Source organism: Pelagibius marinus, from assembly GCF_014925385.1.
Lineage (GTDB): Bacteria > Pseudomonadota > Alphaproteobacteria > Kiloniellales > Kiloniellaceae > Pelagibius > Pelagibius marinus.
This window is the reverse complement of the sequence record NZ_JACSDK010000003.1, coordinates 415,406-441,640: the sequence shown is the minus strand read 5'-3', so window position 1 is coordinate 441,640 and position 26,235 is coordinate 415,406. Positions and strand designations below refer to the sequence as shown.

Sequence of the window (26,235 nt, the reverse complement as noted above, 5' to 3'; positions counted from 1 at the left end):
AACTGGCATCCGAAAGCACGGAATTCCCACCCCTGCCGTTGGGCCGCCGTGTCAGTTTCCGTTCAGTCGAAGCGCTTATAAGGAGTCTGGGGCAGCGCCAGCCGCCCGAGCCTGCCGACCACGGAGTATCGCTATGGCCGCACCTAAAGTTCCCGTCCTTGCCCCGGAAGGCAATCTCAGCAGCTATCTGCAGGAGATCCGCAAGTTTCCGATGCTGGAGCAGAACGAAGAGTACATGCTCGCCAAGTCCTGGCGGGAACGCGGCGACACCGAGGCGGCGCACAAGCTGGTGACCTCCCACCTGCGCCTGGTGGCGAAGATCGCCATGGGCTACCGCGGCTACGGCCTGCCGCTCTCCGAACTGATCTCCGAGGGCAACGTCGGCATGATGCAGGCGGTCAAGCGCTTCGATCCGGAGCGCGGCTTCCGCCTGGCGACCTATGCCATGTGGTGGATCCGCGCCTCGATCCAGGAGTACATCCTGCATTCCTGGTCGCTGGTGAAAATGGGCACCACGGCCTCGCAGAAGAAGCTGTTCTTCAACCTGCGCAAGCTGAAGGGCCAGTTGAAGGCCATGGAGGAAGGCGACCTGCACCCGGAGAACGTCTCCAAGATCGCCGAGACCCTGGGCGTGCCGGAGCAGGACGTTGTCTCCATGAACCGCCGCCTTTCGGCGCCGGACCACTCCCTCAACGCGCCGCTGCGCATCGACGGCGACGGCGAATGGCAGGACTGGCTGGTCGACGAGGGTGAGGATCAGGAGACCCTGCTGGCCGAATCCGAAGAGCTGGGCAAGCGCCGCGCGCTGTTGAAGGCGGCGATGGAGAACCTCAACGAGCGGGAGCGCCACATCCTCCAGGAGCGCCGGCTGAAGGACCAGCCGACGACGCTGGAGGATCTTTCCCAGGAATACGGCATCAGCCGAGAGCGGGTGCGCCAGATCGAAGTGCGGGCCTTCGAGAAGCTGCAGAAGGCGATCCGCAACGCCGCCATCGAGGAACGCCTCGCGGTAAGCTAAGAGGGACGGTCAACCGGGGCCACCCTTCCTCCAGCGGGGAAAAGGAACAGGCCGGGGCTCTAGCCCGCTTGGGGCTCGACCAGCTCCGCTTCGGTCACCTCTGCCGCGTCCTCGTCCGCGTCTTCCGCATCCTCGTCTTCTTCCTCGTCGCTGTGCATCGCCACCTCGAGGCCCTCGGCCACGGCATGGCCCCATTCGGCGATCAGCGCCTTCTGCCGGCGCACCAGCCCGTGAATGCGGGTCTGCGTGGTCATGCGGAAGTAGCTGCCAACGAAGGACGGCATGATGGCGAAGATCCCCCAGCCGACGAAGGCCGCTCCGTAGGCAATCACCCACACGAAGACGTCGCCGATCAGGTCCATGGCCGCCGGGTGGCTCTGCCCGCGCGTCCAGAGATCGATGATGGCCGGCAGCGTGCCGGCGAAGTTCAAGAGACCGACGGTGATCGCCAGGTGCTTCTCGCGCGAGCGATCGGTGATATAGGCGACGAAGGTCGGGCCCATCATCGTGACGAAAACCAGGGTCGTCGGCAGCAGCAGCGCCGCGAAGGGAAACAGCAGGATCAGCACCAGGACCTTGACCCAGGTCTTCATCGGCCCGCGCCTCGCCTTGCCCGGCTTACGCCTGGCCGCTGTCTTCGTCCTTGCCGCTGCTTTGGCCATGGTCCCCGCCCCGCCCTAGAATACCGAGTTCAAGGTGATCAGCAGCACCGTCACCGCGGCCACGACGGAGGAAAAGACGCTGGAGGCCTCGCGGGCGTTGGCCTTGATCACCGCCGGCTTGGTCAGGCCGCCGTTGCGCAGCCAGTTCGTCTGCTCGACCAGGGAGGCGAACTCGGCCTTCGCGCGGCGGAAGCCCTCCTCATCGGCAGCCCGGCGCTGCGGATCGTCCGCCATCAGAACCAGGGCGGAGATATTGCCCTTGGCCGCGGTCTCCTGCAGTTCGGTCAGCAGCTGTTCTCGGCGGCTGCGGTTGCGGAATTTTTCGATCGCCGGCTTCAACAGCGACGAGCACCAGGCCGCGAGATAGGGTGTGCTGGCCGGCCCGACCGCTTCCTGCACCCTGGCCAGAAGCCGCACCACGCCCAGATTGAAGACCGCCGCATCCTCGTCATGCGTCATCTCGTCGAAGGCGCGGTCCGGCGCCGACTTCATGTGCGCGGAGACGAAACCCGCGATGTGCCAGTCGATCGGCAGGCGATCGGTCTTGCCTTCGCGGGCCACGCGCTCCAGGGCCGGCAGCAGGCTCTCCAGGTCCGCCACATAATCGTTGCGCAACAACGGGCTCTGGCAGGGCCAGCTCGCGTTGAGGGAATAGACCGCCCGCTCCAGACCGTAGCCGATGCGCGGCTTGGTCAGGTGCATGAGGATGTGATCGTAGGTGCGCGCAAAAGCGATGTAGTCCGCCCGCGAAACCGGCTGCGCGTCGATCCACGCCTGGGGCAGCTTGTGGACCATCAGCTCGGCAAAAGTCTGGCGCCGTTGATCGTCGTGATAGTTCACCGCGAAGGCCGTGGCCAGCCCCTGGATACGCGCGGCAACCTGCTTGTAGCGCAGCGGCGCCTGGCTATCCAAGGCGATGAGCACCCGCGACAGCAGGCGGTCTTCCAGCGAGCCGGCGGTGCCGCCGCCGATGCCGATCACCGCCTGCGTCGCCGCCCCGACGGCGTCGGCCCGGGTGTCGTCGGAAAGCGAACGGCGGATCCAGCGCTCCAGGTCGTTCTCTTTGATGACCTGCAGCCCGGCGGACCAGTTGCGCCCCATGGCGTTGGACAGTGCCGGGGCGTTGTTGTAGTCGACGCCCTCGAAAGGAAAGAGCCGGGCCGCCTTGGGCGGCAGCAGGGCCTGCTTCGGGCTCAAGTGGCGCCCGTTCAGCCACATCATCACGTCATCGTGGCGCCAGCGCTCCTCGGGATCGTCGCACAGCAGACCGCGCAGCATCTCCACCATGGGCAGGGACAGGCGCGTATCGCCCACCAAGGTGGCGTAGGAGCCTTTGCTGATCTTGGACTCGACGATTTCCTGCTCGCTCATATCGGTGCAGGGATTGCCACCACAGATCAGCACCAGGATCATCACGCCCAGCGCGTAGTAGTCGTCGGCGGGGGTGCCATGACCACGCCCTTCCGGCATCGACATGGCACTGTCGATGGGTTCGTAGATCGACGGCTGCGCCATGGCCGGCGGCGCCGAGAAGCACTCGCCCAGCACCACCGAATCCCGGGAGCCGTCGGCAAAGAAGAGGTTGTCGGCCCGAATGCCGCGGTGGGTCAGCAGGCGGTCGCCCAGTTCCTTGAACATGGGCAGCAGCGGATGCATGACCACCCGGACCACGCGGTCCTCGCGCCAGGGCTCGATCGTCGCGTCGGCTTTGGGCAGAACCCGTTCGCCGCCCGGCTGGTGCAGGACGATGGCGAAGCGCCGCGCCCGCTCCGGCGGCCAGTGGACCACGCCCCAGCGCAGGGGCGAGGTCATCGGCAGGCGGCTGAAGCGGGAAAACTGGTTCAGAACTTCGGTTCTGGGCGCGACGTCGCTGCGGCACACCAGGGCAAAGAGGGCCTTGGGCGCGCCGCGTTCGTCGGTGACATTGAATGCCCTGACGCCCGCCGGTCCATCCAGCGCGGGGATCGGTTCCTCGGGATGGATACGGTAGCGATCGGCCACCATGACCGATCCCGACGTGTCTCCCCCACTGACATCCGCTTGGCGCGCTTTGCTGCTCATTGCCGTTTCTAAACGAAGCCGAGTTCCCAGGGGCGGCCGGAGAGGCCGTCCCGCAGCCATGAACTTAGCCGCAATAAGGCAAACAGTTCGTTAAGGCGGCCCCTCCGCAATCGCAGAATTCCGCGCCTTTCGGGCGTTCGGGGGACCTGAAAGGGCCCCGGGCGCAGCCCGCGCCCCGCAAATCCGGGGAGCCTCAGTCGGCGAAGGGGTCGCGCACCAGGATGGTGTCGTCGCGCTCGGGCGAGGTGGAGAGCAGCGCCACCGGCACCTCGATCAGCTCCTCCAGGCGGCGGATGTACTTCACCGCCGGGGCCGGCAGCTCGGCCCAGGAGCGTGCGCCCATGGTGCTTTCCGACCAGCCGGGAATGGCCTCGTAGACCGGCTTGGCCGCGGCCTGGCGCGAAGGCTGCGCCGGCAGGTAGTCGATCCGCTCTCCCTCGACCTCGTAGCCGATGCAGACCTTGATCTCCTCCAGGCCGTCCAGCACGTCCAGCTTGGTCAGCGCGATGCCGTCGATGCCGGCCACCTTGGCGGCCTGGCGCACCATCACCGCGTCGAACCAGCCGCAGCGCCGCTTCCTGCCCGTCACCACGCCGAACTCGCGCCCGCGTTCGCCCAGGCGCTCGCCGATGGCGTCGGTCAGCTCCGTCGGGAAGGGCCCGCTGCCGACGCGGGTCGTGTAGGCCTTGGTAATGCCCAGCACGTAGTCCAGCGCCGCGGGGCCCATGCCCGAGCCGGCGGCGGCGCTGCCGCCCACGGTGTTCGAGGAGGTAACGAAGGGATAGGTGCCGTGATCGACGTCCAGCATGACCCCCTGCGCGCCCTCGAAGAGGATGCGGCGGCGGTTGTGGCGCGCCTCGTCGAGGCTCTGCCACACGCGGTCCGCGAAGGGCAGGATGCGCGGCGCCAGTTCCAGCAGGCTGGCGACGATCTCGTCGGCGGTGAACTCCGGCTGGCCGAGGCCGCGCAGCAGCGCGTTGTTGTGTACCAGCAGGCCCTCGACGCGCTGGCGCAGCAGCTCGGGATCGGAGAGGTCGCAGAGCCGCACCGCGCGGCGGCCGACCTTGTCCTCATAGGCCGGGCCGATGCCACGCCCGGTGGTGCCGATCTTGCCGTCGCCCTTTGCGGCCTCGCGGGCGCGGTCCACGGCCCCGTGCATGGGCAGGATCAAGGCCACGCTCTCGGCGATGCGCAGGCGCTCCGGCGTCACGTCGACGCCCTGAGCGCGGATGCGGTCGATCTCCTCGATCAGGGCCCAGGGGTCCACCACGACGCCGTTGCCGATGACGGAGAGCTTGTCCTGGCGCACCACGCCCGAGGGCAGCAACGACAGCTTGAAGACCTCGCCGCCGATGACCAGCGTATGTCCGGCATTGTGGCCGCCCTGGTAGCGCACCACAACGTCGGCCCGCTCCGACAGCCAGTCGACGATCTTGCCCTTGCCCTCGTCCCCCCATTGGGACCCGACGACGACCACGTTAGCCATGATGGATCAGTCCTTTATTTCTGAAATCTCGCCGTCGCGCAGCATATGGCCGCAGCCCAGGCGCCTGGCCTCGACCGCGGGATCGGCCTCCGCCGTGAGGCCGGCCAGGGTGACCCAGCCTTCGGCGCGCAGCCGCCTGCCCTCCTCCGCCGGCGTGCCCAGCGGCAGGTAGACGCGCCGGGCCGGCGCCGGCGCCGGCAGGGCCCGCAACACGGTGTCCATGAAGAGCGTGAAGCCGGTGGAGGACTCGCGTTCCCCGTTGGGGCCGGAGGCCTCGTAGCGGCCGCCGCGGCCCAGCTCGCCGCGCACGCCCTTGGCGAAGAGAATGAAGCTGATGCCGGTTTGATACTCGAAGCCGCGATGCTCCACCGGATCGACGGTAAGACGCGCCTGGGGCGCCGCCGCACAGATCAGCGCCACCACCTCGGCCAGATGCCTCACCTCGCCAGCCGCGGCCGCGGGCAGCGCGAGCTTTTCCAGCGCCGCCAGCGCCTTGTCCGCCGGCCCGGCCGCGCGCAGCAGCTCCTGGAACAGGCCCGCATGGCCGCCGGCCAGGTCGCTCACCTCCGCGGCGTCCTTGCGGTCGAGGGCAAGACGCAGCTCGGCGACCTGCTCGGCCGCCAGACCGAGATCCTTGGCCAGAGCGCCGACCAGCGGCGGCAGGTTGAGATCGACGGAGAGGTTCTCGACGCCCAGCGCGGTCAGTGCCTCGATGGCCAGGGCCACCACTTCGGCATCGCCGGTCGCGTCGGTGGCGCCGATCAGCTCGACACCGGCCTGGGCGAACTGGCGCTCGGGGCGCAGCTGGCTGCCGCGCACCTGCAGCACCTGGCCGCCGTAGCAGAGGCGCAGGGGACGCGGCGTGTTCTTCAGGCGCGTGGTGGCGATGCGCGCCACCTGCGGCGTCATGTCGGCACGCAGGCCCATCATGCGCTGGCTGACCGGGTCCATGAGGCGGAAGGTCTGGCCCGCCACGGCGGCGCCGGCGCCGGCCAGCAGCGCTTCCTCGAATTCCAGCAGCGGCGGCTTCACCCGGTCGTAGCCCTGCGCCTGGAAAGCGGCGATGAGGCGCTCCACCACCGCCGACTCATGCGCGGCGAGCGGCGGCAGCACGTCTTCCAGGCCGGCCGGTAGAAGGCCCTTTTCGGCATGATCGGTCATGTCAGTAGATCGGCGGAAAAAAGCGGTCCGGTTCCATGGGGCAAGCACGGAAGCGGTCGCGCCCCGGTCCCCCAGCGCCTCTTGCGCCGTCACGGGGCCCGCTTCCGCCCTCTGTTACCAGCCCAGGCCCCGGCGGGCAAACAGAAAACCGCCGCGTCTCTTCGAGCCCCGAAGGGAATGCCTGGAATATCAACGCCTTGACGCGCCGTCGGGCTGGCTGCCGCGCCCGGGCCGGTGTAGACTGGCGGTCAACAAACAAGACCGGACGCCATCGACCCACCCCTTTATCCTGCCCCCATGCGCCTCAAAGCTTTCCGCCTCTCCGCCCCCGGCACCCTGGCCGCCGACAGCCGCGGGCCGGACCGTTTCCTGGGCCTCCTGCTGCTGGCCTCGGCCGCGGCGCTGCTCGCCGGCTGGCTGCTGCCGGTGATGACCGTCCACACGCTGGTGATCTTCGACGACGAGGTCTCCATCCTGACCGGCGCCTTCCGCCTGCTGGAAAGCGGCGACTACGCCATCTTCATCCTGATCGTGCTGTTCACCGTGGTGCTGCCGGTGGGCAAGCTGATCTTCGCCTGGCTCGCCTGGAGCCGCCTGAAGGTCGACGACCCGCGGGTGCGGCGTGCCCTGCACTGGGTCGAGGCCGTCGGGCGCTGGTCCATGCTCGACGTCTTCGTCATCGCCATCCTGGTGGTGGTGATCAAGCTGTCGCTGATCAGCGACGTGGAGATCCATTCCGGGCTCTACGTCTTCATCGCCGCGGTGGTGCTCTCCATGATCGCCGTGCGGCGCATCGCCGTTCTGGCGCACAGGAAGCTGGAAGAAGGCCGCTAGCGGTACAGCCGCACTTCCAGGCCGTCGTCGAGCTGGAAGATGACCTCGTCCATGCCGTTGCCGTCCAGGTCTTCCAGGCGGAAGTCGCCGATGATCTGCGCGTCGTAGAAGCTGCGCCCGAGAAGCTTCAGCTCGCCGTCCTGGTAGCGCATGACGCGCAGGGAGCGGCGCCGCGCCGAGGGCAGGAAGATCTCCGGCAGGCCGTCCTCGTCGAAGTCGAGGATCGCGGAGAGGCCGAGCTCGCGCGTGCCGATGAGGTGGTTGGAGAAGCCGGCCCAGGAGGCCTCCTCCACCAGCTTGTCGCCTTGAAGCGAGACGATGCGCAGGATGCCGCCGATGTGCGGCGTCTCCACATAGGCCACCTCGATCTGGCCGTCGCCGTCGAAGTCGGCGGCGCCGATGGGGTTGAGCCAGCGGTGCGCGGTGAGGTTCTGCGGCCCCTCGGCGATCAGCTTCAAGTCCTCGCCGACCAGGCCATAGGCGGTCAGCACCGCACCGTGGTCGAGGGAGGAGCGCACCAGCAGCACCTCCGGCTCGCCGTCCCGGTCCAGGTCGGCCAGGCGGGGCGTGAGGTCTTCGAAGACCTGGTCTTCGGGCAGCAGCAGCCGGCGCTCGCTGCCGTCGGTGAGACGCAGCAGCAGGCCGCCGGCCTCCACCGCGTCGCCCAGCACGCCGTGGTCGTAACGCTCGGTCGGGTCGATGAGCCAGGCCTCGGCGATGCGTCCCCAGCCACCGCCCGCCGCCAGGGCCGGCTGGCCGTCGGGCAGCGCGTTTTCCGGCCGCGCGGTGCGGCGCACCTCGACCTTCACCCGCGAAGAGGGTTCGGTGAACAAGGGCCGGAAGCCGAGGGCCTCCAGGCTCTTGATCGAAGCGGCCGCCGCGCCGTCCGGCGGCGCCCAGAAAAGGGCGGCGCCGAGCAGCGCGAGGCCGGCGAAGAGGACCTTAGAAGCGCAGGGGCTCGGCCTGCTTGGTGTGCGGCAGGGCACGCACCTTCTCCAGCGTCTGGGGATCAATCTGCCCGTCCAGTTCCAGAAGCGCGATGGCGCCCTGCCCCTGGGCGGCGCGGCCCAGGTGGAAGGTGGCGATATTGACCCCGGCGTCGCCCAGCGTGGTGCCGAGCGCGCCGATGAAGCCCGGCTTGTCCTCGTTGGTGATGTAGAGCATGTGCGGCGTCAGCGCCGCTTCAATGGAGATGCCCTTGATGTCCACCACGCGCGGCTTGGTGCCGCCGAAGAGGGTGCCGGCCACGCTGCGCTCGCCGCGCTCCGTGGTCACGGTCATCCGGATCAGGGTCTGGTAGTCGCAGTCGCGCTCGTGCTTCACCTCGGCCACGTCGATGTCGCGTTCGCGCGCCACGTGCGGCGCGTTCACCATGTTGACCGTATCGAGCATGGGGGTGAGCAGACCGCAAAGCGCCACCTGCGTCAACGGCCGGGTGTTGTGCTCCGCCACGTCACCTTCGTACTCGATGGTGATCGCCTTCAGCCCGGTGCGGGTCAACTGGCCGGCGAAGCTGCCGAGCTGCTCGGCCAGCGTCATGTAGGGCTTCAGGCGCTTGGCCTCGTCGGCGGTGAGCGAGGGCATGTTGAGGGCGTTGGTGATGGCCCCGGTCATGAGGTAGGCGCTCATCTGCTCGGCGATCTGCAGGGCCACCTTCTCCTGCGCCTCGGCGGTCGAGGCGCCCAGGTGCGGCGTCGCCACCACCTGCTCGAGGCCGAAGAGCACGTTCTCCTTGGCCGGTTCCACGGAGAAGACGTCGAAGGCCGCGCCGGCGACGTGGCCCGACTCGATGGCCGCCCTCAGATCCTCCTCCACCACCAGGCCGCCGCGCGCGCAGTTGACGATGCGCACACCCGGCTTGGTCTTCGCCAGGGCCTTGGCGTCGATCATGCCGCGGGTCTGGTCGGTCATGGGCACGTGCAGGGTGATGATGTCGGCGCGCTTCAGCAGCTCGTCCAGCTCTACCTTCTCCACGTCCAGGTCGGCGGCGCGGTCGGGCGAGAGGAAGGGGTCATAGGCGATGACCCGCATGCGCAGGCCCAGGGCGCGGTCGACGACGATGGCGCCGATGTTGCCGCAGCCGATGACGCCCAGCACCTTGCCGGTCAGCTCCGTGCCCATGAAGCGCGACTTCTCCCACTTGCCGGCCTGGGTCGAGGCGTTGGCCGCCGGGATCTGCCGGGCCAGGGAGAGCATCATGGCGATGGTGTGCTCGGCGGTGGTGATGGAGTTGCCGTCAGGGGTGTTCATCACCACGATGCCCCTGCCGGTGGCGGCCGGGATGTCGACGTTATCGACGCCGATGCCGGCGCGGCCGACGACCTTCAGGTTATCCGCGGCGGCGATGATCTCCGCCGTCACCTTGGTGGCCGAACGGATGGCCAGGCCGTCGTAGTCGCCGATGCAGGCCTTCAGCTCCTCCGGCGTCATGCCGGTCTTCACGTCGACCTCGACCCCGCGCTCGCGGAAGATCTCCGCCGCCTTCTCGCTCAACTTGTCTGAAATCAATACCTTTGGCATTTCGGTTTAGACCTCTCTCTCGCGGTGCGCCAATTTCACGAGGGGGCGCGCCGTCGTTGTGCAACTCGTTGTCTTCAAAGGGTCGTGCCGTTCAGGCGGCCGCCTTCTCCGTCTTAACCGCACCGTAGGCCCAGTCGAGCCAGGGCAGCAGGGCCGCCATGTCGGAGGGCTCCACCGTGGCGCCGCCCCACAGGCGCAGGCCCACCGGCGCGTCGCGGTAGCCGCCGATGTCATAGGCCACGCCTTCTTCCTCCAGCAGGGAAGCGATGCGCTTGGCCGCCGCGGACTGCGCGTCCGGGTCCAGGGAGCGGAACCAGGGGTCGACGATCTTCAGGCAGATGGAGGTGCAGGAGCGCGTCTCCGGCGTCGCGGCCAGGAAGTCGGCCCAGTCGGAGGCGGCCACCCAGTCGGCCACGGCCTTGAGGCTCTGCTCGGCGCGGGCGATGAGCGCCGGCAGGCCGCCGATCTCCTCGGCCCACTTCAGGGCGTCGAGGGCGTCTTCCACCGCCAGCATGGAGGGGGTGTTGATGGTCTCGCCCTTGAACACGCCCTCGATCAGCTTGCCGCCCTTGGTGAGGCGGAAGATCTTGGGCAGCGGCCAGGCCGGGGCGTAGCTCTCCAGGCGCTCGACGGCGCGCGGGCTGAGCGCCAGCATGCCGTGGGCCGCCTCGCCGCCCAGCACCTTCTGCCAGGACCAGGTGACCACGTCGAGCTTGTCCCAGGGCAGCTCCATGGCGAAGGCCGCCGAGGTGGCGTCGCAGATGGTGAGGCCCTGGCGCTCGGCCGGGATCCAGTCGCCGTCCGGCAGCTTCACGCCGGAGGTGGTACCGTTCCAGGTGAAGACCACGTCGCGGTCGAAGGACACGCTCGAGAGGTCCGGCAGTTCGCCGTAGCCGGCCTCGATGATATTGAGGTCGGTCAGCTTCAGCTGCTTGGCCGCGTCGGTGGCCCAGCCCTTGCCGAAGCTTTCCCAGGCCAGCACGTCGACGCCGCGGGCGCCGAGCAGCGACCACAAGGCCATCTCCACGGCGCCGGTGTCGGAAGCCGGGACGATGCCCAGGCGGTAGTCCGCCGGCATGCCCAGGATCGTCTTGGAGCGCTCGATCACCTCGGCCAGCTTGGCCTTGCCCAGCTTGGCGCGATGAGATCGACCCAACGCCGCCTCGCTCAGACCACCCAGGGACCAACCCGGGCGCTTCGCGCAGGGTCCTGAGGAAAAGCAAGGGTTCCCAGGCCGATTGGCCGGGCGGACGGCGTTCATAAGGCTGCTCCTTAAGAAGAGAGTGTGGAAGTGTCGCTGCACCCCATTTGAGCTATCAAACGCCCACAACTCCGGGGCGCGCGCGGGCGGATACTAGCACCGTGTTGCACCGCGTCAATTATTGAAACGCCGCTTTCCGGCGCCAAAGCGTCGCAGCTGGCAAACTTGACCGAAGAGTCAGGAAATGAGGGATAGCAGTCCGGCGAGGGTCCCTGCCCTGGCATTGGCCCGCGGGATGCGGAATACTGCTGCTCAACCCAAGGATTAGTAACTTTCGAGACCATCGCAGTTGGACCCTATGGTCACCAAGCTCGCCCTGATCGCCGTGGTAATTCTTTCCTTCTTGGTGGCAGCCGCCTCAATGGGCCTGTTGCTGTACAGCGTCATCAGGCTGTTGAGCACCATCGAAGATCGCAGCAGGAGAACTAGCCACAAGGTCGCTGCTGCCATCTTGCCGCTTCTCCTCTTTACTCCCGCTTTTCAGCCCCCCGAGAAGCACAAATACATCAAACGCTTCTATCTTAGCCTTGTCGCATTTCTGATCTCATTTGGGCTTGCTCTCTTCATCCAATCTAGAAACTGGAGCCCGAATTGATCCGCCGCCTGCTCCTCGCCCTTGTCCTCGGCGCTGCGCTGCTACCGGCCGCAGACGCCTCGGCGCAGGAGGCCACCCGGCAAGACGATCAGCCGGCACTGCAGAAGAACTTCGCCTGGGCCGTCGAAGCAACACGCGATTACGTCGCGAGAGCTGAAGGCTGGCCCGAGTCCGAGTACACGATCACTCTCAAGGTGGATAGTCCAGACCAGCCAAGATCGGTCACCGCCCGAGTGGTGCGTCGCGATAATCAGTTCTTTGGTTTGGAGGAGTGCTTTATCTCGCCGCCGATCTGCTGGAACGAACTCCGCTTCTCCGTAGAGACCAAAGAAATTTACTACATGCTCTGGGGCACCCAATGATCCGCCACTTGGTCTTCGTCCTCGGCCTCCTGGCCACGCTGCTGCCCGGCACCGCCGCCGCGCGGGACGTCACCTGGCAGGACGTGGCGCAGTCGTTCCTCATCGTCGCCGGCACGCCGGAGCCGTATGAGTCCAAGTTGCTGTCCCAAGATGACCTGCAAAACAGACGGCTTTTGCAGGTCAAGAACCCGGTCTTCCTGAAGGGCGACCAATCAGACATTCCGGTTCTGCTCCAGGTACTTCCCTACGACCTCGTACTTTGGAACCAGCCGACGGTCTTCTTTCTGAGGAAATTCTCGCTGGAAGAAGGTGCCGAGGGGAGAGAACTCTACGGTTTGACCTCCTGGTACGACTCTGAAGGCATGTTCAGGTTGGATTACGGACCCAGACCGCGGCCCTATACCGACGGTTTGGCGGCGCAGATCAGGAAGCTGATCGCCCAGAACGATCACTACCGGGAAATCGGCGCCGCCTACAAGCCGGACCCGGATGACCCTCTCCTGGCAGAGGTTCAGAGAGATCTCCACGAGATCGCAAACTCACTGGACCTTCAGGGGGGCACGGAACCAGCGGAGATCGCACCGCACAGCCTGGCAATCCGCCGCCTCTTGTATCGGGGAGAAGACATCGTTCCGCGGCTGGTCTCACTGCTTGATACCGCGGCTCCGTTCCCGGCGGGATATATCATCGAGGATCCGACCCACTTCCAGTGGATGGACGCCAAACCCCCTCCGTCTGCGGGCAACAAGGCCGAAGCCATCGACATTCTGCTGAGAAGCTGGTCGGGCTTCATCTTCGGCTATCGCAATTCCTTTCCCACCCACCGATCTGTCGTCGAACTCTGGCAGACCTACCTCGGATACCAGCTATCGGGGATCGATCCGTTGCAGGTTGGTCCAGTCGATTGGAAGCTGATTGCCCAAAGCCAGTTGATCGCTGAAGGAACACTGACCATTGCAGAGGACCGGTACGAGCGGGACATCTACAAGCCCTATAGCAGCATCTGGGCGACCCTTTCGGACCCGAGGTTCCTGAAGGGGGAAGATCAAGGCGCCCCCTATCGAATACCCCTCAACAAGCATTGGATCCGGCGGGCGAAGAAGATCGAGGGCAAGGTCGTCGTTTTCTCCAGGGGGAGGCAAATCAGCACAGCCGACCAGCAGCCATTCTATGGCCTTGTCCTCGTAGAAGATCACAAAGAGCTTCATCGATCCGAGGGCTTTGACTTCAACCAACTCGACACTGTTCTGGCGATAAGTCGGAGTTACCGGGAGAGCGGAGGTTCCTTTCAAATCGACGCCAACGATCCCTACTGGTCGGAACTCAGACGCAGCCTCGAGAGCATAGCGACAGCTTCCGGTAAGGACGAGTTCAGCTCCGCCGTGCAGCGCGTGATCGAGTATGGCGAGCCGGCGGTTCCCTATCTCATTGCACTCCTGACTGCTCAGGAACCGTGGCCCTATGGCAAAATTTTCAGTTTTCTGGAGCGGCCGTGGCTGGGCACCCCGTCTACTGTCTACGCAAAGAACTGGGGACACATCGCAATGCAGTCTCTCAATTGGATCACGGAGTTACCCCTGAGCGAGTGGCCCATCGGCCCCTCCCTCGTCGAAGAGCCGGGGCGAAGCGCATACTGGTCCGCCTACCTCGGACAGAGGCTATCCACGCCGGAGGGGCGCCTGTCGCTGTCGCACGATCCGGCCGTGAGCAAAGCCGAAGCGCTGCGCCGCGCAATCTCAGCCGAACTGCCTCCTGGCGTGGGGCGACCGGAAATCGATGCCTTTTTCGACAGACGAGAGCTATCCCCCTTCTACGATGAATTCAGCTACTACGGCGCGATCAGCCCGCGTTACCAGGCCGTTGTGCCCGATGCCAATCCCGACGACGACCTGGACGAGACGGTCGTCGTGCATATCTTCCTCGACAACGACGCGCGCCTCATCGGCTCCGACGTCCGCTACCTCTTTGACCTCTACCGGTGAGAAAATGAAGCTAGCCGCTGCATTGCTTACCGTCCTCTTGTTGCTCCTCAACAGAGCGGCAGCGGCAGAAAACGCTGTCGTCGAGGTCTACTTCCTCCCTTTCGAAGGCGGTCCCAGGGAAGCCGTCACGACGGAAAGCATCCGGACTCTCGGGTCCCATTTTGAGGTCCCGATATTCAGCTTTGCCCTGTCGGATCTGACGTCATGGATCGAGCAGGCGCGCCGGTCAGGGCCTTTTGACGATAAGTCAGTTCGCGCATGGATCGCGTTCCCGGATGGCTCGGAGGTCGCCATCGATGCCAGAGGGACCATCAGGAGAGAGGCGGGACTCTTCCGCAATGGCAAAAAAACCGTGGACGACCTGGCGAGCATATTCGAGCGGCTGCGCAGGGAGGTTTTGGCGGAACAGAAGCTTCGCAAGCAATGGCCGTGGGTCATCGCCGCGGCAAACGCACAGATTGCCAGCAACGAAGGCTGGCCGGAATCCGACTACGGGCTCTGGCTGGCATCGCCTTGGTGTCGCGATCAAAGTCCAGACGAACTCTGTGTCATGGTTTCGCATCGGGAGGATACTGAGCCCTACATAAGCGACGTGCCGCCCGAAGTCCTGACTGCCGGCGGCGGCAAGTCGACTCTTCTCTACTTCGACAAAAAAACACGGCAGTTGGTCCGGCAGATGTGGTTTCAGTGATGAACAAGGAATTCCTGCCGCGCATTGCCGAGCTCTATGAACTGCTGCGCAATGATGGCCAGTATCTCACCGGCGAATTTGATTCCAAAGACGATGAGGATGCCGCCTTCGATCTCTTCGATCATGAGAACCTGATCTGCCCGGCCGCGTGGAAGATGCTGAATGGGTTCGAGACGCTCCATCCTCTCGACAAGGCCGCCCTGCAGGATCCCATACTCTTCGGCACGCGGCTGCTCAAAATCCCGGACGGCAGCGACGACGGGGCGACAACCCGGGAGATCGGCCACCTCGAGCATATCCTGCGCTATGCCCGCAACCTTGAAGAGCTCCGCCGGGTCTGCCTGCGCTGCATGACGGAGCCCTGAATCCCCGAACTCCCCCTCCAAAGAGCAGGTGCCGCCGCTGTACAGGCCGCCGCAGAGAGATCACACTATTGGCGTTGCTTCCTGTTGTAGCGTCGTCAGTTCCTTGACCTGTCGCAGCTTCCGGAGGTGCCCCCGCGTCCGCCATGACGAAAGCGCCAGCATCCGTTATCCAGGGTCTCACCCGGCCGCTGATCCTCGCCGGCTTCCTGGTGGCGGGCGAGGTCGCGCTGATCACCGGGGCGGCTGAATTCTTCCGCGCCATGAACGGCGACATCCCCGCCGACCTGCTGAGCGGGCTGCTGCCCGCGCCCGACGATCCCACCCTGCGCGCCGAGGCGCTGCACGCGCGTCTTGCCTGGATTGTCAGCGTCGTCCTGGCGATCTTCGCCTCCATCGGCGCCACGCTGCTGGCGGTCACCAAGATCATGAAGGAGGCCGAGCCGCTGCGCCGCGGACTGCTGATCGCGGTCGCGGCGCTCGCCTTTGTCACCGCCATCGTCGCCGCCAGCTCCGACGTGTCGCGCGAGGTGCTGCAGCGCCCGGTCCTGGAGCCGACCCTGGGGAGCTGGAGCGTCGGCGGCATCGCGGTGGCGACGACCTTCACAACCATCCGCCAGGTGGTGAACGCCCTCTTCTCCGCCGCCACCGTCGCCCTGGTGCTGGCCCTGGCCGCCCGCGCCGCCCTGGGCCCGACCCAGGAGCTGCAGCAGGGCCGGGAGTTGAACGCGGCGGAGCGCAAGGCGGACCTGCGCGAGCTGCTGCTGGGCGCCGCCGCGGTGCTGGTCTCCATCGTCATCACCATGGCGGCCTGGCTGACCTGGCCCAAGGCGGGGCTGGCCGACAACTCCGCCGCCTTCGTGACGCTGGACCACATCGCCCAGGGAATCGGGCTCTACTGGGGCGGGGTCTTCTCGCTCTGCCTGGTGCTCGCCTATCTGCCCTGCGTGGCCTACCTGAAGGACCTGGAAGGCAAGGGTGCGGCGGCGGGCGAGGCCGCCGGCGACGGCGGGCGCCAGGTGAAGCTGCTGCAGGACGTGGCGGCGCTCGTCAGCCCCTTCGTCTCGGCGCTGGTGCCCGTCTTTCTGATCTAGCCTGTTCCTGACCTAAGCCGTCTTGCGCGCGAAAATGTGGATGGCGGTGAAGGTCATCACCGCCTCGCCGTGCTGGTTGCTCACCTCGTAGTCCATCAGCAGGGTGCCGCGGTCGGGCTTGGACTTGGAGGGGCGCTTCTCGCGCACCGTTCCCTTCACCTTCAGGGTGTCGCCGGGACGCACGGGGCGCAGCCAGCGCAACTCGTCCAGGCCCGGCGAGCCCATGGAGCAGGCATTGATGATCTTCTCCTGGTAGAACAGGCGAAAGGCGAGGGAGAGAGTCTGAAAGCCGGAAGCGATGAGGCCGCCGAAGGGGCCTTCCGCCGCGGCGTTTACATCCAGGTGGAAGGGCTGCGGGTCGTAGAGCAGGGCGAAGTCGAGGATCTGCGACTCCGAGAGGGTCGCGCCCTTGCTGTGGAATTCCTGTCCCGGCTCGAAGTCGTCGAAGTAGAGGTCCTGCACCGTCGCGCGCCCTTCCTGCTGTTCATCGTGTTGGGAAAAAATAGCCGCTAGTACCCACTATCAGGCGGAGGCGAGCGCCGACAGGTCGCAGACCAGGCGGCGCACATTGGCCGGGGTCCCCGGCTCCGGCGGCACGGCGCGGAAGCCGAGCTCCGCATAGAGCGCCTGGGCGGCGGTCATGAAGTCCAGGGTCTCCAGCACCATGCGGCGGTGGCCCCCGGCCCGCGCGCCCGCCAGCGCCGCCTCGGCCAGGCGGTGGCCGAGCCCCAGGCCGCGATAAGCCTCGCGCAGCCAGAGGCGTTTCATCTCACAGGCCCCGTCCGCCAGCGGCCAGAGGCCGACGACACCGGCCGGGGCGCCATCGACCCGGGCGATCCAGAGGCCGCCGGCCGGCGGCGCGTAGGCGCCGGGCAGGCCGGCCAGCTCGGCCTCGAAGTCCTGCAGGCAATAGTCGACCCGCAGCCAGGCCGCGTATTCGCGGAAGAGGTCGCGGACGTCGTCCAGGTCCGCTCCTGCGGCGGGAGCGACAACAACCTCAGCCATCAGTAAGGCTCGCCGTTCTTACGGGTGAAGCGATAGTTCCCGTCCGGAGCGGCGGGCAGGTGGAGATCGATGTCCGGGTAGTGGCAGGCATCGTCCGGTGAACGGCTGCCGACCTCCAGGTAGACCGCCCAGGCATCGCTCCTGTTCACCATGTGGTGGCCGTCTTCCTTGCCGGCGGGAAAGCCGGCGGTCATGCCCGGCGTCAGCACCTGCTCGCCGGCATCGGTGATGAGGGTCACCTCGCCCTCCAGCACGTAGACGAACTCGTCCTCGTGGCTGTGCCAATGGCGCTGCGAGGAGGGGCAGCCCGGCGGCAGGCGCACCAGGTTGACGCCGAAGGCCGAGAGGCCCAGCGCATCGCCGAGGGCGCGCTTGTCCCGCGCGCCGCAGGCCGAGCCCCAGGGCTCGGGGTAGGAGGACCCGGTGCGGGCCTCGAGGGAGGCGGGATCGAGGGCGGGCGGCGTCGGTTTCCCGGTCATGAGCGCTCCTGGTCGGTCGTTTTGGTTGATCGACCGCCAGTTTATACGCGGATGCGGCCCTCGAGATAGGGGGCGACTTTGCCCGAGATCAGCGTGCGCGCGCCTTTGTCCTCCACCGTCAGCTTGCCGAGGCGCTCCGAGATCTGCCGCGCCGCCAGCTTGGCCTTGCCGAGCCGGGCCGCCCAGTAGGGCGTCAGCACCACATGGGCCGAGCCGGTGACCGGATCCTCCGGAATGCCGGCGTGCGGCGCGAAGTAGCGCGAGACGAAGTCCACCTCGTCGCCTTCGGCGGTGATGATGAGGCCGTCGCCGGGCAGCGCCTTCACCTTGGCCAGGTCCGGCGCCGCGGCGCGCACTTCCGCTTCATTGGCGAGCACCGCCATGATCTTGCCGCCGTCGATCCTGGGCGCCTTCAGCACTTCCTGCGGGACGATGCCCAGCGCCGCGGCGACGGCGCCGCCGTCGTCGAAGGCGGCCGGCGGCTCGCTCGGGAAGTCGAGGGTGAAGACCTCGCCGTCGCGGGTGACCGTCAGCGGGCCGCTGGCCGAGTGGAACACCACCCGCTCCATGGCGGAATCGATGTAGGTAGCGATGACGTAGGCCGAGGCGAGGGTCGCATGGCCGCAGAGCGCCACCTCGATCGCCGGGGTGAACCAGCGCAGGCGGTAGCCGCCGTTTTCGGGTACGAAGAAGGCGGTCTCCGAGAGATTGTTCTCCGCCGCGATGGTCTGCATCGTCGCATCGGGCAGCCACGCCTCCAGCGGACAGACCGCCGCCGGATTGCCGCCGAAGACCGCATCGGTGAAAGCGCCCACCTGGTAGAGGGTGATCTCGGTCATCGCCTTTGCCTTCCTCACGCCCGCCAGAACGGCTTCTCGGCCTCGCGCCGGGCCTCGGCGCGGGTGAGCCCGATGTCGCGCAGGCGCGCCTCACTCATGGCCTCCAGGCAGGCACGGTCTTCCAGGCGCTGCTGCCAGACCATCAGCAGGTTCACGGTTCCCAGGACCAGGCGCCGGGCGAAACCCACAAAAAAACCGGGGGCGCCATCTTGCCCGCGACCCGGCAGGCGGGCGGCCGGCAGGTCCGTTCTCATCATTGTACTCATTTCATCCTCCTATCGAAGGGGATTGTATCGATCCAGTTGTTGAATATTGTATTAGTTGTTGCCATCGCCTGAGGTCAATTGCTATATTGTCATCATGACAAATTGGACGCCTTCCCTGGAGGGAGCCGCGGGGCCGCGCTATCTGGCCATCGCCGACGCCCTGGCCCGCGATATCACCGCCGGCCGCCTGAAAGCGGGCGATCGCCTGCCCACCCACCGGGACCTTGCCTGGCACCTGGGGGTGACCGTGGGCACCGTCAGCCGCGCCTATGCCGAGGCGGAGCGGCGCGGCCTCACCTCCGGCGAGGTCGGCCGCGGCACCTTCGTGAATGTCCCCGTCTCCTCGGAACAATTGCACCGCTGGCACGACGCCAGGCCCGGCACCATCCATCTGCGCTCGGCGCCGCCCATGCCCTGCCCCGAGGAAGCCGAGATTTCCGAGGTCATGCAGCGCGTCGCCGCCAGCCCGCGCGCCATGGAGATGATGCGCTACCAGCCGCAGCGCGGCCGGCCGGAGCATCGCGAGGCCGGCGCCCTGTGGATGAGCCGGCCCGGCTTCGAGGTGACGGCGGACCACATGACGCTCAGTGCCGGCGCCCATCACGGGGTCCTGATCGCCCTGGCCGCGGTGACCCGGCCGGGCGAACACATCGTCTCCGACTCGCTGACCTATCCGGGCATCCGCAGCCTCGCGCGCATGCTGGGCCTGCGCCTCGACGGCCTGGAGCGCGATGCCGACGGCCCGCTGCCCGATGCCTTCGAGGAAGCCTGCCGCACCCACGACGTGAAGGCGATCTACCTCTGCCCGAACCAGCACAACCCGACCAGCGTCACCATGTCGGAAGAGCGCCGCCGCGATCTCGCGGCCGTCGCCCGCAAGTTCGGCGTGGCGGTGATCGAGGACGACACCTTCGGCTTCCTGGACGGCTCCGAGCCCCTGCCCCTCGCCGCCCACGTGCCTGAACTGGGCTACTACGTGGTCGGCCTTTCCAAGACCGTCTCGCCGGGACTGCGCTGCGGCTACGTGGTGGCGCCGGAAAAGGCGCAGAGCCGCCTGGCCAGCGCCGTGCACAGCACCTGCTGGATGGCCTGCCCGCTGACCGCCGAGATCGGCGCCGAGCTGATCCGCAGCGGCGTCGCCGCCCGGATCAGCGCCGGGCGCAAGCGCGAGGCCGAGGTGCGCAGCGTCATCGCGCGCGAGGCCCTGGACGGCTGGGACTTCGACTGCAGCGAGGGCTCCACTTTCCTCTGGTTGCGCCTGCCCGAGCCCTGGCGCTCCAGCGAGTTCGCCAGCGAGGCGGAGCGCCGCGGCGTTCTCGTGACCCCCAGCGACCCCTTCATGGTCGGACGCCGCGAAAGCGCGCCGGCGGTGCGCGTCTGCTTCGGCCCGCCCGAAGACCACGACGAACTGCGCCGCGGCCTCGCCATCCTCGGCGAGCAGCTCCGCGAAGGCCCCTCCTATGCCTTCAACAACGTGGTGTAGGCGAGAAGCTCAAGCGATGGCCAAGAAGCTTTACTGCTGGCGTTGTCAAGTCGAGGTCCCGATGCTCGACGAGGCTGAGTGGGTGCAGGTGGAGCCGCTGCTGTCGAACGCGATCAAGCAAATCAAGCGCTACCGCGCTGAGCATGACGTATCTCTCGCCGAAGCGAGACGTGACGGCTATGGGAAGGATGCGCTGGAACGCTACTTCCAAATCACCGGCTACCGCGAAACGAATGCAGACGCCCTTTGGCACCATAGGCTGCTCTACTATGGTCCACCATGCATAAAGTGTGGAAAGCCGCTTCGCACACCCCAGGCCAAGCTCTGCGCTGAGTGTGGAGCAACCGTGGCCGTTCCAAATCAGGGCTGAGGGCACTCGCCCCTTACCATAGCCAATCGATCAGCAGCGGCACCAGGAAGGCGGTCAGGAGGCCGTTCAAGTCCATCAGGCGACCTATGCCCCTTGGCGGGCATTGCACCTTGACAAGCTACCTTGGCATTGGCGCATGCTGTGCTGTCTCGTATCACCGCGCCTATGGAAGAAGTTCATTTGCGGCGCCGGCCTTCCGGCGGCCGATCGAGTTCTTGGCACCCAGCAGGCGAGAAGCTCCAGATGATTGTCATTCAACTGGGGCGATATCCGTGTCGCCAGTCGAACCAGGAAAAACTGTCCCAGAGACACTTGGCGAAGGGGTGATGGACCCATTCTCACGAGTGATCGTGATGGTGAAGGTCGGAGTGCAAAGAGAATGACCAAGATTGGATTGTACGGCGCTGCCGGTCACATGGGCCTAACCCTGATTAAGGCCATCAGCGAAAGTGACGTCTGCGAACTCGCCGGCGGCTGCGAGAGGCCTGACTCACCGAAGCTTGGCGAAGATCTCGGAACGATGGCCGGCCTGCCGCCTCTCGGAGTTGAGGTGACAGCTGATCTGACCGCTGTTTGCGACGCAGCGGACGTGATTGTCGATTACAGCGCGGCATCGGCGACGATGTCTCTTCTGCCGGTCGCGATTGAACGGCAGACTCCGGTTCTGATATGCACGACCGGATTCAATGAAGAACAGCACGGCGCGTTGGTCGATGCAGGTCGGTCGCTGCCGGTCATGATTGGGGCGAACATGAGCATTTCAGTCATCGCGATGTACGAGCTGGTCACGGCCGCCGCACGATTGCTTGGCGATGAATTCGACATCGAGATCTTCGATTTCCATCCATGGGACAAGATCGACTCCCCATCCGGGACGGCGCTGGAACTTGCCGAATATGCCGCCGCAGGTCGCGGCGTTGCTCTGTCCGACGTCATGGTGACCGCACGCCACGGCGAAACCACCAAGCGCAAGCGTGGCAGCATCGGCTTTTCGTCGGCCAGAGGCGGTGACGTACCGGGCGAGAACTCGGTCTTCTTCGCAGGCCCCGGCCAACGTCTTGAGATCACCAGCCGGGTGACGGACCACAAAGCCTTCGCAGGAGCTACCCTGGATGCCGCGGTATGGATCGCAGCCAAGGGGCCTGGATTCTACGGCATGGATGACATGCTGCGGCCTTAGGGCGACTCCCCGCACGGGAAAGAGCCAACCCGGCTTCTCCCGAGCGGGTCGGAAAACCGTGGCAGCGGGCTATACCTGATCGACCTATGGCACTTCCCGCCACAATCAAGACACTCGATTGGGGGCGCTGCAATGCCTCAAACCGGGCCGGCAGCGGACCCCGACAAAACGATCACCGCAGCCAGTCGATCAGCAGCGGCACCAGGAAGACAGTCAGCAGGCCGGTTCAAGCCCATGGCGATGGGCGCGGTCACCACATTGGGCGCCAGGGAGGCCAGGGCCTCGAAACTGACGCCCAGCAGGGCGGCGACGCGCACCATTCTCCGCCGCTTCCAACCATTACTGTCGCCGTGCGCCTAGGCTGCCGCGTCCATCGACTCACCGAGCAGTTCTCGTGCCTTTTTGCGAATAGCGCGCTCGGCACCGTGATTGACTATCAGGCCCACCTTGACCGCTTCGATAATCTCCGCACGGGAAATTCCTAGTTCGTCACACTTGGTCAAATGATGGTCCATACAAGGATGGCAATTGGCTGCCGCTGCGGCACCTATCGCCACAAGCTCTTTCATTTGCTCATCCATCGTCTTAACTCCAGAAATCGGGGAGCCAGTTGGATTGTTAACTCACTTTCCTCGTCCGCGCATTGATGTGGATCTATATCTCGATTATTGAGAACCCGAGTCCACCTGCGCCTGGTCTCTGGGAGGTCCGTATCTGGCACATTCGGGACGTTTGGTCGGCGGCGCAGCGATGTTTCAAACGACGCCGACAGCGGACTCCGAAAGAGCGATCAGCGCAGCCAGTCGATCAGCAGCGGCACCAGGAAGGCGGTCAGCAGGCCGTTCAATCCCATCGCGATGCCGGCGAAGGTGCCGGCGACCTCGCTGACGTGGAAGGCCCGCGCGGTGCCGATGCCGTGCGCGGCGACGCCGGCGGCGAAGCCGCGCGCTTTCCAGTCGGTGATGCCCAGCAGGTTGAGGACCGGCGTCGCCAGCATGGCGCCCAGGATGCCGGTCAGAATCACCAGCACCGCGGTCAGCGACGGCAGGCCGCCGATGCGCTCGGAGATGCCCATGGCGATGGGCGTGGTCACCGACTTGGGCGCCAGCGAGGCCAGGGTCTCGAAGCTGGCGCCCAGCAGGGCGGCGACGCCCACGGCGCTGACCACCGCGGTGACCGCCCCGGCCAGCAGCGCCACGAGCATGGGCACGACCACGGCGCGCACCTTGCCGAAGTGGCTGTAGAGCGGGATGGCCAGGGCGATGGTCGCGGGCCCCAGCAGGAAGTGCACGAACTGCGCGCCCTCGAAGTAGGTCTGGTACCCGGTGCCCGTCGCGGTCAGCAGGGTGACCAGCAGGACCACGGCGATGGCGACGGGGTTCAGCAGCGGGTTCAGGCCGGCGCGCTCGTAGAGCCACTGCGCGGCCACATAGGCGGCCAGGGTCACCGTCAGCCACAGCAGCGGCCCGGTGCGCAGGTAGACCCAGATGTCGGTGAACTCGGCGATCATGCGGCGCCTTCCTGATCGTCATCGAGCTTCATCAGCCGCATCATGGCGCGCATCACCACCGCGGTGACGACGATGGTGGCGACCGAGCTGACCAGCAGCGCCGCGGCCAGCGCCAGCCATTCCGCCTGGATGCGCGCCAGGTGCTGCAACACGCCGACGCCGGCGGGCACGAAGAGCAGCGAGAGGTGTTTCAGCAGGGTGCCGGCGGTGGTCTCCAGGCTGCCGGGAATGCCCTTGCGCAGGGCCAGGAAGGCCAGCATCAGCACCAGGCCCAGCACCGGGCCGGGCACCGGCAGATGGGTGAGGCGCACCACCGTCTCGCCGATGAGCTGGCACAGCAGCAGGCCCGTCAACGCCGTCAGCATGGCCCCTCCCCCGCTTGGCCCCCCGTGCCGTCTTGCAGTGTGCCGCCCTGCCGCCGGCTCAGCCGGCGCGCTGTTCGATGGTCTGGCAGATGTCGCTCACCACCTGGTCGACCAGGGCCTCGTCCTCGCCCTCGGCCATGACGCGGATCAGCGGCTCGGTGCCCGACTTGCGGATCACCAGGCGCCCGGCGTCGCCCAGACGCGTCTCGCCGTCGCGGATCGCCGCCTGCACCTTGTCGTCCTCCAGCGGCGCGCCGCCGTTGAAGCGCACGTTGCGCAGCAGCTGCGGCAGGGGTTCGAAGAGCCGCGTCACCTCGCTGGCCGGCTGGTCGGACTGCACCACCACCGCCAGCACCTGCAGGGCGGCGATGAGGCCGTCGCCGGTGGTGGCGAAGTCGGTCAACACGATGTGGCCCGACTGCTCGCCGCCGACGTTGAAGCCGCCGGCGCGCATCTGCTCGACCACGTAGCGGTCGCCGACCGGGGTGCGCACCAGGCCCACCCCAAGGTTGCCCAGGAAGCGTTCGAGGCCCAGGTTGGACATCACCGTGGCGACCACCGCGCCGCCGCTGAGGCGCCCGTCCTGCAGCCAGGAGCGTCCGACCAGGGCCATGACCTGGTCGCCGTCGACCACGTTGCCCTTCTCGTCGGCCAGGATGGCGCGGTCGGCATCGCCGTCCAGCGCGATGCCGAAGTCGGCGCCGTGGGTCACCACCGCTTCCTGCATGCGCGCCGGATCGGTCGCGCCGCAGCGCTGGTTGATGTTGAAGCCGTCGGGATAGACGCCCACCGGCACCACCTCGGCGCCCAGTTCGTAGAGCACCTTGGGGGCGACGCGGTAGGCGGCGCCGTTGGCGCAGTCGATCACAACCTTCAGCCCGTCCAGGCGCAGCCCGCGCGGGAAGCTGCCCTTCACGAACTCGATGTAGCGGCCGTGGCCGCTCTCGTCGAGGCGCTGGGCGCGGCCGAGCTGGTGGGCCGGCGCTACCTCGCAGTCGCCGTTGTCGATGCGCGCCTCGATCTCCGCCTCGACCTCGTCGGAGAGCTTGTAGCCGTCCGGGCCGAACAGCTTGATGCCGTTGTCTTCATAGGGGTTGTGCGAGGCCGAGATCATGACGCCCAGGTCGGCGCGCATGGAGCGGGTCAGCATGCCCACCGCCGGCGTCGGCAGCGGGCCGAGCAGCACCACATCCATGCCGACGGAGATGAAGCCCGCGGCCATGGCCGGCTCCAGCATGTAGCCGGAAAGGCGCGTGTCCTTGCCGATCACCACGGTATGGCGGTGGTCGCCGCGCAGAAACTGGCGCCCGGCGGCCTTGGCCACCGCCAGCGCGGTCTCGGCGGTGATCGGCTCCACATTCGCGGTGCCGCGAATGCCGTCGGTTCCGAAAAGCTTGCGTGTCATCAGCGGGTCCTGGTTCTGCGACTCGCCCCGGCCGGGCGACTCTCTATATAGCAGAGCCCTTACGGGAGGGCACTGCCGCGGCGCGCGGCCGCGCTGTCGGCGTCCTCGACCGCTGCCCCTCCAACGGGTGGGGGCACGGCGCCGGCCGCCTGCCATACGGCGACCGCCTGGACGGTCTCGGCCACGTCGTGAACGCGCAGGATCTGCGCGCCGCGCTGCAGGCCGAAGAGCGCCGCCGCCAGGGAGCCGGCGAGGCGCTGCTTGGGCCCAACGGCTTGTCCTGCGGCCTGGGGCGCCAGCTTGGCGATAAAGCTCTTGCGGCTGGCCCCCAGCAGCACCGCGCTGCCGAGGCCCTGGAACAGCGCCAGCTGCTCGAAGAGCTGCAGGTTGTGGTACAGGGTCTTGCCGAAGCCGATGCCGGGGTCGACGACCACCCGGCCGGGCTCGATTCCCGCCGCCGCGCAGGCCTCCAGGCGCCCCGCGAGATAGCCGTAGATGTCGAGGGCCGCCGAGTCATAGGTCGGGTTGGCCTGCATGGTCTGCGGCTCGCCCTGCATGTGCATGAGGATGACCGGCGCGCCGGTTTCGGCCGCCACGGCGAGACTGTCGGGGTCGCCCTCCAGGGCGGTGACGTCGTTGATGATGGCCGCGCCGGCGGCCACCGCCTCGGCCATGATGGCGGCGTGGCGGGTGTCGATGGAGACGACGGCGCCGGCCTTGGCCAGGGCCTCGACCACCGGCAGCACCCGCGCCCGCTCCTCGGCCAGGCTGACCGGCTGCGAGCCGGGGCGCGTCGACTCGCCGCCGACGTCCAGGATGTCGGCGCCGTCCGCCAGCATGGCCAGGCCGTCGCGCACGGCGACCTCCGGGGCGGCGCGGTCGCCGCCGTCGGAGAAGGAATCCGGCGTCACGTTGAGGATGCCCATGATCCGGGGGCGGTCGAGGCTGAGCCCGGCCAAGGGCGCGCGCGGCGCGCTGAGGCGCTGGAGCAGGGCTTCCGCCTCGGCGGCGCCGCGCCCTGGTGCCTGCGCCTCCGCCCAGGGCGCCAGGTCGTCCAGCGGCAGCACGGCGCGCCGGGTGTTGCCAGCGGCCCGCCAGATCGCCTCGCACTTGCCGAACCGCAGCGGCCCGGCGGCCAGGCGGAGCAAGTTCTCCGCCGCCGCGTCGATTTCCGCCGGCCCGCGCAGGCCGACCGGCCTCAGGGTGAGCTCACCGTTCATACCCATGCTTATATCCGCGCCGGG

General features: G+C 67.0%; 29 protein-coding genes. 11 read left to right on the top strand and 18 right to left on the bottom strand.

From position 1 onward, the window contains the following. Window positions 1-133: 133 nt before the first annotated feature. Window positions 134-1,018 carry an RNA polymerase sigma factor RpoH gene (gene rpoH / locus H7X47_RS07390; RefSeq protein WP_193367988.1) on the top strand — a complete coding sequence of 295 codons (885 nt, stop codon included), beginning with the start codon at window positions 134-136 and terminating at the stop codon, window positions 1,016-1,018. Window positions 1,019-1,077: 59 nt separating this feature from the next. On the opposite strand, the gene H7X47_RS07385 is transcribed toward rpoH, so the two are convergent. From H7X47_RS07385 to H7X47_RS07370, 4 genes are all read right to left on the bottom strand, one after another. Continuing rightward, window positions 1,078-1,611, bottom strand: a complete 534-nt coding sequence (locus H7X47_RS07385; RefSeq protein ID WP_193367987.1) for a hypothetical protein — start codon at window positions 1,609-1,611, stop codon at window positions 1,078-1,080. An 84-nt stretch (window positions 1,612-1,695) separates the two neighbouring features. Continuing rightward, entirely contained in the window at window positions 1,696-3,741 is a 2,046-nt protein-coding gene (locus H7X47_RS07380) for a protein kinase family protein (protein ID WP_193367986.1), read from the bottom strand. 193 nt (window positions 3,742-3,934) lie between these two features. Beyond that, window positions 3,935-5,227 (bottom strand): adenylosuccinate synthase, encoded by a 1,293-nt coding sequence (locus H7X47_RS07375; RefSeq protein ID WP_193367985.1) that lies wholly within the window; start codon window positions 5,225-5,227, stop codon window positions 3,935-3,937. A 6-nt stretch (window positions 5,228-5,233) separates the two neighbouring features. Continuing rightward, window positions 5,234-6,388, bottom strand: coding sequence for an ATP phosphoribosyltransferase regulatory subunit (locus H7X47_RS07370; protein WP_193367984.1), 1,155 nt, complete (start codon window positions 6,386-6,388; stop codon window positions 5,234-5,236). Window positions 6,389-6,685: 297 nt separating this feature from the next. Between H7X47_RS07370 and H7X47_RS07365 the strand changes: the two genes are divergently transcribed. Then, window positions 6,686-7,222, top strand: coding sequence for a paraquat-inducible protein A (locus H7X47_RS07365; protein ID WP_193367983.1), 537 nt, complete (start codon window positions 6,686-6,688; stop codon window positions 7,220-7,222). Here the strand turns inward: H7X47_RS07365 and H7X47_RS07360 are convergent. The 3 genes from H7X47_RS07360 to H7X47_RS07350 form a co-directional block, all read right to left on the bottom strand. Beyond that, entirely contained in the window at window positions 7,219-8,208 is a 990-nt protein-coding gene (locus H7X47_RS07360) for a VCBS repeat-containing protein (RefSeq protein WP_193367982.1), read from the bottom strand. The two genes, H7X47_RS07365 and H7X47_RS07360, sit on opposite strands and share 4 nt — an antisense overlap. Next, window positions 8,165-9,742: a phosphoglycerate dehydrogenase gene (gene serA / locus H7X47_RS07355; protein WP_193367981.1), complete on the bottom strand. Its 1,578-nt coding sequence runs from the start codon at window positions 9,740-9,742 to the stop codon at window positions 8,165-8,167. The genes H7X47_RS07360 and serA overlap by 44 nt, the downstream gene beginning before the upstream one ends. A 91-nt stretch (window positions 9,743-9,833) precedes the next feature. Further along, complete coding sequence (locus H7X47_RS07350; RefSeq protein WP_193367980.1) at window positions 9,834-11,003, bottom strand: phosphoserine transaminase; 1,170 nt, start codon at window positions 11,001-11,003, stop codon at window positions 9,834-9,836. A gap of 298 nt (window positions 11,004-11,301) precedes the next feature. Here H7X47_RS07350 and H7X47_RS07345 point away from each other — a divergent pair, with 298 nt between their 5' ends. The 6 genes from H7X47_RS07345 to H7X47_RS07320 all read left to right on the top strand — a co-directional run bounded on the left by H7X47_RS07345 (window position 11,302) and on the right by H7X47_RS07320 (window position 16,089). Next, window positions 11,302-11,598 carry a hypothetical protein gene (locus H7X47_RS07345; RefSeq protein WP_193367979.1) on the top strand — a complete coding sequence of 99 codons (297 nt, stop codon included), beginning with the start codon at window positions 11,302-11,304 and terminating at the stop codon, window positions 11,596-11,598. After that, window positions 11,595-11,960: a hypothetical protein gene (locus tag H7X47_RS07340; protein WP_193367978.1), complete on the top strand. Its 366-nt coding sequence runs from the start codon at window positions 11,595-11,597 to the stop codon at window positions 11,958-11,960. The genes H7X47_RS07345 and H7X47_RS07340 overlap by 4 nt, the downstream gene beginning before the upstream one ends. Continuing rightward, window positions 11,957-13,942, top strand: a complete 1,986-nt coding sequence (locus tag H7X47_RS07335; RefSeq protein WP_193367977.1) for a hypothetical protein — start codon at window positions 11,957-11,959, stop codon at window positions 13,940-13,942. The genes H7X47_RS07340 and H7X47_RS07335 overlap by 4 nt, the downstream gene beginning before the upstream one ends. A 4-nt stretch (window positions 13,943-13,946) precedes the next feature. Next, window positions 13,947-14,633: a hypothetical protein gene (locus H7X47_RS07330; protein ID WP_193367976.1), complete on the top strand. Its 687-nt coding sequence runs from the start codon at window positions 13,947-13,949 to the stop codon at window positions 14,631-14,633. Continuing rightward, on the top strand, window positions 14,633-14,998 hold the full coding sequence (locus H7X47_RS07325) for a hypothetical protein (RefSeq protein WP_193367975.1): 366 nt from the start codon (window positions 14,633-14,635) through the stop codon (window positions 14,996-14,998). Before H7X47_RS07330 ends, H7X47_RS07325 begins: the two co-directional genes overlap by 1 nt. Before the next feature lie 143 nt (window positions 14,999-15,141). Then, complete coding sequence (locus H7X47_RS07320; protein ID WP_193367974.1) at window positions 15,142-16,089, top strand: hypothetical protein; 948 nt, start codon at window positions 15,142-15,144, stop codon at window positions 16,087-16,089. A 12-nt stretch (window positions 16,090-16,101) separates the two neighbouring features. Here the strand turns inward: H7X47_RS07320 and H7X47_RS07315 are convergent, their stop codons facing one another. Genes H7X47_RS07315 through H7X47_RS25745 form a run of 5 tightly spaced genes read right to left on the bottom strand, consistent with a single transcriptional unit; the run spans window position 16,102 to window position 18,669 of the window. Continuing rightward, the gene (locus H7X47_RS07315; protein ID WP_193367973.1) at window positions 16,102-16,551 is read right to left on the bottom strand and encodes a MaoC family dehydratase; all 450 of its coding nucleotides are present in this window, start codon (window positions 16,549-16,551) and stop codon (window positions 16,102-16,104) included. A 60-nt stretch (window positions 16,552-16,611) separates the two neighbouring features. After that, complete coding sequence (locus H7X47_RS07310) at window positions 16,612-17,094, bottom strand: GNAT family N-acetyltransferase (protein ID WP_193367972.1); 483 nt, start codon at window positions 17,092-17,094, stop codon at window positions 16,612-16,614. Continuing rightward, window positions 17,094-17,573: a cupin domain-containing protein gene (locus H7X47_RS07305; protein WP_193367971.1), complete on the bottom strand. Its 480-nt coding sequence runs from the start codon at window positions 17,571-17,573 to the stop codon at window positions 17,094-17,096. The genes H7X47_RS07310 and H7X47_RS07305 overlap by 1 nt, the downstream gene beginning before the upstream one ends. A 41-nt stretch (window positions 17,574-17,614) precedes the next feature. Then, entirely contained in the window at window positions 17,615-18,412 is a 798-nt protein-coding gene (locus H7X47_RS07300) for a PhzF family phenazine biosynthesis protein (RefSeq protein WP_193367970.1), read from the bottom strand. A gap of 14 nt (window positions 18,413-18,426) precedes the next feature. Beyond that, complete coding sequence (locus tag H7X47_RS25745; protein ID WP_227010265.1) at window positions 18,427-18,669, bottom strand: DUF1127 domain-containing protein; 243 nt, start codon at window positions 18,667-18,669, stop codon at window positions 18,427-18,429. 103 nt (window positions 18,670-18,772) lie between these two features. Between H7X47_RS25745 and H7X47_RS07290 the strand changes: the two genes are divergently transcribed. From H7X47_RS07290 to dapB, 3 genes are all read left to right on the top strand, one after another. Further along, the gene (locus tag H7X47_RS07290; protein WP_193367969.1) at window positions 18,773-20,161 is read left to right on the top strand and encodes an aminotransferase-like domain-containing protein; all 1,389 of its coding nucleotides are present in this window, start codon (window positions 18,773-18,775) and stop codon (window positions 20,159-20,161) included. A 16-nt stretch (window positions 20,162-20,177) separates the two neighbouring features. Further along, window positions 20,178-20,531: a hypothetical protein gene (locus H7X47_RS07285; protein ID WP_227010264.1), complete on the top strand. Its 354-nt coding sequence runs from the start codon at window positions 20,178-20,180 to the stop codon at window positions 20,529-20,531. Between the two features lie 379 nt (window positions 20,532-20,910). Beyond that, window positions 20,911-21,711 carry a 4-hydroxy-tetrahydrodipicolinate reductase gene (dapB, locus tag H7X47_RS07280; RefSeq protein WP_193367968.1) on the top strand — a complete coding sequence of 267 codons (801 nt, stop codon included), beginning with the start codon at window positions 20,911-20,913 and terminating at the stop codon, window positions 21,709-21,711. A gap of 137 nt (window positions 21,712-21,848) precedes the next feature. On the opposite strand, the gene H7X47_RS07275 is transcribed toward dapB, so the two are convergent. The 6 genes from H7X47_RS07275 to folP form a co-directional block, all read right to left on the bottom strand. After that, a complete protein-coding gene (locus H7X47_RS07275) occupies window positions 21,849-22,031 on the bottom strand; it encodes a hypothetical protein (RefSeq protein WP_193367967.1) in 183 nt (60 codons plus the stop codon). A 36-nt stretch (window positions 22,032-22,067) separates the two neighbouring features. Next, window positions 22,068-22,292 (bottom strand): carboxymuconolactone decarboxylase family protein, encoded by a 225-nt coding sequence (locus H7X47_RS07270; RefSeq protein WP_193367966.1) that lies wholly within the window; start codon window positions 22,290-22,292, stop codon window positions 22,068-22,070. A gap of 209 nt (window positions 22,293-22,501) precedes the next feature. Beyond that, window positions 22,502-23,221, bottom strand: a complete 720-nt coding sequence (locus H7X47_RS07265; protein WP_193367965.1) for an LrgB family protein — start codon at window positions 23,219-23,221, stop codon at window positions 22,502-22,504. Then, a complete protein-coding gene (locus H7X47_RS07260) occupies window positions 23,218-23,586 on the bottom strand; it encodes a CidA/LrgA family protein (RefSeq protein WP_193367964.1) in 369 nt (122 codons plus the stop codon). Before H7X47_RS07260 ends, H7X47_RS07265 begins: the two co-directional genes overlap by 4 nt. 58 nt (window positions 23,587-23,644) lie before the next feature. Continuing rightward, the gene (gene glmM / locus H7X47_RS07255) at window positions 23,645-24,991 is read right to left on the bottom strand and encodes a phosphoglucosamine mutase (protein WP_227010263.1); all 1,347 of its coding nucleotides are present in this window, start codon (window positions 24,989-24,991) and stop codon (window positions 23,645-23,647) included. Between the two features lie 59 nt (window positions 24,992-25,050). Continuing rightward, the gene (gene folP, locus H7X47_RS07250; protein ID WP_227010262.1) at window positions 25,051-26,217 is read right to left on the bottom strand and encodes a dihydropteroate synthase; all 1,167 of its coding nucleotides are present in this window, start codon (window positions 26,215-26,217) and stop codon (window positions 25,051-25,053) included. Window positions 26,218-26,235: the final 18 nt, after the last annotated feature.

Bases quoted from the DNA above. Each gene is read 5' to 3' on its own strand.
- H7X47_RS07345 (WP_193367979.1), top strand. From the start codon at position 11,302: ATGGTCACCAAGCTCGCCCTGATCGCCGTGGTAATTCTTTCCTTCTTG.
- H7X47_RS07270 (WP_193367966.1), bottom strand. From the start codon at position 22,292: ATGGATGAGCAAATGAAAGAGCTTGTGGCGATAGGTGCCGCAGCGGCA.
- H7X47_RS07300 (WP_193367970.1), bottom strand. From the start codon at position 18,412: ATGACCGAGATCACCCTCTACCAGGTGGGCGCTTTCACCGATGCGGTC.
- folP (WP_227010262.1), bottom strand. From the start codon at position 26,217: ATGGGTATGAACGGTGAGCTCACCCTGAGGCCGGTCGGCCTGCGCGGG.
- serA (WP_193367981.1), bottom strand. From the start codon at position 9,742: ATGCCAAAGGTATTGATTTCAGACAAGTTGAGCGAGAAGGCGGCGGAG.
- H7X47_RS07370 (WP_193367984.1), bottom strand. From the start codon at position 6,388: ATGACCGATCATGCCGAAAAGGGCCTTCTACCGGCCGGCCTGGAAGAC.
- H7X47_RS07260 (WP_193367964.1), bottom strand. From the start codon at position 23,586: ATGCTGACGGCGTTGACGGGCCTGCTGCTGTGCCAGCTCATCGGCGAG.
- H7X47_RS07380 (WP_193367986.1), bottom strand. From the start codon at position 3,741: ATGAGCAGCAAAGCGCGCCAAGCGGATGTCAGTGGGGGAGACACGTCG.
- H7X47_RS07375 (WP_193367985.1), bottom strand. From the start codon at position 5,227: ATGGCTAACGTGGTCGTCGTCGGGTCCCAATGGGGGGACGAGGGCAAG.
- H7X47_RS07265 (WP_193367965.1), bottom strand. From the start codon at position 23,221: ATGATCGCCGAGTTCACCGACATCTGGGTCTACCTGCGCACCGGGCCG.
- rpoH (WP_193367988.1), top strand. From the start codon at position 134: ATGGCCGCACCTAAAGTTCCCGTCCTTGCCCCGGAAGGCAATCTCAGC.
- H7X47_RS07310 (WP_193367972.1), bottom strand. From the start codon at position 17,094: ATGGCTGAGGTTGTTGTCGCTCCCGCCGCAGGAGCGGACCTGGACGAC.
- H7X47_RS07275 (WP_193367967.1), bottom strand. From the start codon at position 22,031: ATGGTGCGCGTCGCCGCCCTGCTGGGCGTCAGTTTCGAGGCCCTGGCC.
- H7X47_RS07285 (WP_227010264.1), top strand. From the start codon at position 20,178: ATGGCCAAGAAGCTTTACTGCTGGCGTTGTCAAGTCGAGGTCCCGATG.
- H7X47_RS07305 (WP_193367971.1), bottom strand. From the start codon at position 17,573: ATGACCGGGAAACCGACGCCGCCCGCCCTCGATCCCGCCTCCCTCGAG.
- H7X47_RS07325 (WP_193367975.1), top strand. From the start codon at position 14,633: ATGAACAAGGAATTCCTGCCGCGCATTGCCGAGCTCTATGAACTGCTG.
- H7X47_RS07320 (WP_193367974.1), top strand. From the start codon at position 15,142: ATGACGAAAGCGCCAGCATCCGTTATCCAGGGTCTCACCCGGCCGCTG.
- H7X47_RS07365 (WP_193367983.1), top strand. From the start codon at position 6,686: ATGCGCCTCAAAGCTTTCCGCCTCTCCGCCCCCGGCACCCTGGCCGCC.
- dapB (WP_193367968.1), top strand. From the start codon at position 20,911: ATGACCAAGATTGGATTGTACGGCGCTGCCGGTCACATGGGCCTAACC.
- H7X47_RS07330 (WP_193367976.1), top strand. From the start codon at position 13,947: ATGAAGCTAGCCGCTGCATTGCTTACCGTCCTCTTGTTGCTCCTCAAC.
- H7X47_RS07335 (WP_193367977.1), top strand. From the start codon at position 11,957: ATGATCCGCCACTTGGTCTTCGTCCTCGGCCTCCTGGCCACGCTGCTG.
- H7X47_RS07350 (WP_193367980.1), bottom strand. From the start codon at position 11,003: ATGAACGCCGTCCGCCCGGCCAATCGGCCTGGGAACCCTTGCTTTTCC.
- H7X47_RS25745 (WP_227010265.1), bottom strand. From the start codon at position 18,669: ATGATGAGAACGGACCTGCCGGCCGCCCGCCTGCCGGGTCGCGGGCAA.
- H7X47_RS07385 (WP_193367987.1), bottom strand. From the start codon at position 1,611: ATGAAGACCTGGGTCAAGGTCCTGGTGCTGATCCTGCTGTTTCCCTTC.
- H7X47_RS07290 (WP_193367969.1), top strand. From the start codon at position 18,773: ATGACAAATTGGACGCCTTCCCTGGAGGGAGCCGCGGGGCCGCGCTAT.
- glmM (WP_227010263.1), bottom strand. From the start codon at position 24,991: ATGACACGCAAGCTTTTCGGAACCGACGGCATTCGCGGCACCGCGAAT.